This window comes from Limnohabitans sp., assembly GCF_044373035.1.
Taxonomy (GTDB): Bacteria; Pseudomonadota; Gammaproteobacteria; order Burkholderiales; family Burkholderiaceae_C; genus Limnohabitans_A.
In genome coordinates this window covers 1-3,413 of record NZ_JBILQU010000182.1, presented here as the reverse complement: position 1 = coordinate 3,413, position 3,413 = coordinate 1, and the positions used below count along the sequence as shown (strand labels likewise).

Below are 3,413 nucleotides of genomic sequence, written 5' to 3'. Positions count from 1 at the left end.
GCGGTTTCGTAGCGGCTGATGTAGTCCAGGCTCACGTCGCAAAAGCTGCACTTTTTCCAGTAGCAGCCGTGCGCCACGGTGAGTTTGTTCCAACGTCCGTCGCTCCACAGCCGGTTCATCGGGTTGAGCATGTCCAGCAGCGATAAATATTTGTGCAGCGGCAAACCGTCCCAAGTGGCCGTGCCCACCTCTTCAAACGGGATGTCGGGCTCTTGCAGGTTGATGTACTGCACCTGACCTGATTCGCTCTTGATGAAGGTGCGCTGCAGGCGCTGCAGGCTGCGTTGGCCCTGCAGGTGCTCAATCAGGCTGAGCAGCGGGCGTTCGCCGCCGTCGAGCGTGACGAAGTCCACATGGTCGAACACGCGCACGTCTTTCAACTCGCGCAGCTCGGTGTTCACAAAGCCGCCACCCAGGCCAATGCGGATGGTTGGGTGCGCCCGCTTGATGCACTGGGCGATGCGAAAAGCCGCATACACCGAACCGGGGAAGGGCACCGACAGCAACACCAAGGTGGGCTGGTGCCGCTCAATGGCCTGCAACGCCAAGCGTTCCAGCGTGGTGTCGATCAAATTCGGGGGCTGGGCCAGCGCTTGGGCCAGCGCGTCAAAGCTGGGTTGGCTGGCGGCCAGGCGCTCGGCGTAGCGCACAAATTCAAAACCTTCGTCTACCGCATCGCGCAGCACATCGGCCAGGTCGTTCAGGTACAGCGTGGCCAAGTGGTGGGCGCGGTCGGTTTGGCCCAAAGCGCCAAACGCCCAGCCAATCGGGTCGCCGGTGCCGTCGTCTTCGTAAGCGTCGAGCGCTGCAAAGCGCGGGCCTTCGGGCAAAAAGCCACGGCCTGCGATGCGGTGGCTGAGCGTGCTGTCGCGGCCCTGCAAGAAGGTGATCACCGGGTCGATGCTGACCGCGTAGTCGTTGAAATGGTCGAGAAAAAAGTTCACCGGGCCTGAGCGCTCTTCGACCGGCAAAGCCAAGGCTGTATCGCGCAAATCGGTCAGCCCCTTCTTGTTCAGCAAAGCCAGCACGGTGGCCAGGGCCAGGTCTTCTTGCACCGCATCGAAACCCCTCGAACGCAAGAAACCCGTCAGGTAAGCCGTGGACGGGTAGGGCGTGTTGAGCTGCGTCATCGGCGGGATGAGGCTCAGGACTTTGAACGGGGCTGGGCTGGGCATGGGCAGAAAAGTGAAAAACTGAGAGGATTATCGGCGGGGGACAACGCGCCATTGCGGAAAAAGGGACATCTCTCATTCGGGTTGAAATCGGCAGAGCAGGGGATGGGTCAAATGATGTTGGCAATCCAGTCTTGACGTAACTACAAAATGAAACAACAATAGGCCCGTATGGAATTCGAATGGGACTCGGCCAAGGCAGCATTGAACCTTCAAAAGCACCGAGTTGCTTTTGAAGACGCTGCGCGGGTTTTTCTGGATGGTGGGCGACTTGAAAGTTACGACGGGCGCGAGGACCATGGTGAAGACCGTTGGGCCACGATCGGGCAAGCCTATGCGTCTGTCCTCTAAGTGGTTTATACCGTCAGGCATGAGGACACCATTCGCATCATTTTCGCTAGAAAGGCACTTTCTCATGAGCAAAAACAATACCGTGAAGCTAACGCTTGACCCCAAGCAACCACCGCCATTGACCGAAGCGCAAAAGTCGCGTTTGTCGGCTTTGGCCACGTTGCCTGACGATCAGATCGATACCAGCGATGCGCCGTTCAGGCCGGATGCGGTTTGGATGAAGGCGGCCGAGCAGTTGCCGCACACCAAAAAGCAAATCACCTTGCGCATTGATGCCGAGGTGTTGGATTTTTTCAAAGACAGCGGCAAGCGCTATCAGTCGCGCATGAACGCTGTTCTGCGCTCTTACGTTGAGGCGCACAAAGCGCACGCGAAATAAGCAAGACCCTGCCAGCTTTGACAATCGCGGCAGTGCTGCGTCACAACACACCCATGATGAAAACCTTCCTCCAAGCCGTTATGCCTTTCAAGCACCCCATTCCGGTTTTCTCTTGAGCCTCTTAGACCTCATTGTCCAGCCCGTCGATCAAGACCGGCTCACCCCCGCACAACAACGCTTCAACGACTTGCTGGCCCAGATCGAACGGCTATCGGGGCAGATTCAGCGCCTGGAAGCTTGGTCTGACAAGCACCGTTATGCGCACATTCAGGCCCTGCGCGAGTCGGTGCAGCTGTCGCAGGCGCACCGCAAAAGTTTGCTGCTCTTTGTGCATGAGCGCCTGCAAACTGCAGACTTCACCGATCGGCAGCAGCGAATGGCTCGGGGGCTGGTGCGGGGTTTGATGGCGCATTTGGCAGCCACCAATGACCCACAGGTTCAGGCCTTGGTTGACCTGTATGTGAGCGAAGAAGACGAGCAAGAAGCCGCCGAGGAGCAGGCCGAGGCCGCGCAACGTTTGCGCGAGCGCATCGAAGAAGCGCTGGGCCAGCCGATTGAAAAACCCAGCCAGTACCAGACACCCGAAGAGATGATGGCTGCAGGCATGCGCCAGTGGCAACAACAGCAAGAGGCCAACGAGGCCAAAAAGAACGCCAAGCGCACAGCCCGCCAAGCCCAAAAACAAGCTCAAAAGAAAAGCGCTGCCGCAGACAAGGGCGAAGTGCCCGCTGCCCAGACGCGCGAGCTGGACGCCAAAAGCGCCATTCGCACCATCTTTCGGCAACTGGCCAGCGCCTTGCACCCCGACCGTGAGCCGGATGAACAAGAGCGCCTGCGCAAGACCGGCTTGATGAGCGAGGTCAACGCCGCCTATGAAAAAAACGATCTGACCACCTTGCTGCGTCTGCAAATGCAAGTGACGCAGGTCAACCCGCAAAACAAGGGGGGCACGGCACGCATGGCCGACGACAAGCTGATCGCCATGTCCTTGTTGCTCACGGAGCAGGTGGCCGCGCTGGAAGACGATTTGGATCAACTGGAAAACCGCCTGAGTCGCGAACTGTGCGTGCCGGTTCGCGCGGATGCCGATGAAGCCACCTTGAGTCAGTCACTGCAGCGCATTCAGGCCGACCAGCGCCACAGTGCCGACAGCCTGGCGGCCGACTTGCGCCGGATTCAAAACGAGGCCGAACTCAAGCGCTGGCTCAAAGAGCAGTGGCAGCTGGCTAAAGCCACTTCTGCATGAAGCTGGCCTGACCCGCTGCGGGATCGAGCGCGTAGGGCTCAAAGCCAAAGCCCAGATAACTTTTTAAGGCCCGCGTGTTGCCCGTCAGCACCTCCAGTGTCAGCTTGCAGCAAGCGCGGTCCTTGGCGTGTTGCTCGGCAGCCGACAACAAAGCCTGACCAACACCTGCACCCCGGTGACCCGGCAGCACGGCGATGTCGTGGATGTTCATCAGGGGCTGCGCCTTGAAGGTGGAGTAGCCTTCGATGCAGTTGACCAAGCCCAC

General features: G+C 59.2%; 4 protein-coding genes and 1 pseudogene. 3 read left to right on the top strand and 2 right to left on the bottom strand.

Annotated elements, in window-relative coordinates:
* A pseudogene (locus ACIQ47_RS15470) lies at window positions 1-1,175 on the bottom strand (radical SAM protein); the annotation flags it as partial.
* Window positions 1,176-1,343: 168 nt separating this feature from the next.
* Between ACIQ47_RS15470 and ACIQ47_RS15465 the strand changes: the two are divergent.
* From ACIQ47_RS15465 to ACIQ47_RS15455, 3 genes are all read left to right on the top strand, one after another.
* Window positions 1,344-1,523: a BrnT family toxin gene (locus tag ACIQ47_RS15465; RefSeq protein ID WP_396438937.1), complete on the top strand. Its 180-nt coding sequence runs from the start codon at window positions 1,344-1,346 to the stop codon at window positions 1,521-1,523.
* A gap of 64 nt (window positions 1,524-1,587) precedes the next feature.
* Entirely contained in the window at window positions 1,588-1,902 is a 315-nt protein-coding gene (locus tag ACIQ47_RS15460; protein WP_396438936.1) for a BrnA antitoxin family protein, read from the top strand.
* Between the two features lie 112 nt (window positions 1,903-2,014).
* On the top strand, window positions 2,015-3,148 hold the full coding sequence (locus ACIQ47_RS15455) for a hypothetical protein (RefSeq protein WP_396438935.1): 1,134 nt from the start codon (window positions 2,015-2,017) through the stop codon (window positions 3,146-3,148).
* Here the strand turns inward: ACIQ47_RS15455 and ACIQ47_RS15450 are convergent.
* Window positions 3,129-3,413 (bottom strand): GNAT family N-acetyltransferase (locus tag ACIQ47_RS15450; RefSeq protein WP_396438934.1); only part of this gene is annotated, 285 nt, incomplete at its 5' end. The two genes, ACIQ47_RS15455 and ACIQ47_RS15450, sit on opposite strands and share 20 nt — an antisense overlap.

Coding starts and splice junctions, on each gene's coding strand:
- ACIQ47_RS15465 (WP_396438937.1), top strand. CDS start 1,344: ATGGAATTCGAATGGGACTCGGCCAAGGCAGCATTGAACCTTCAAAAG.
- ACIQ47_RS15460 (WP_396438936.1), top strand. CDS start 1,588: ATGAGCAAAAACAATACCGTGAAGCTAACGCTTGACCCCAAGCAACCA.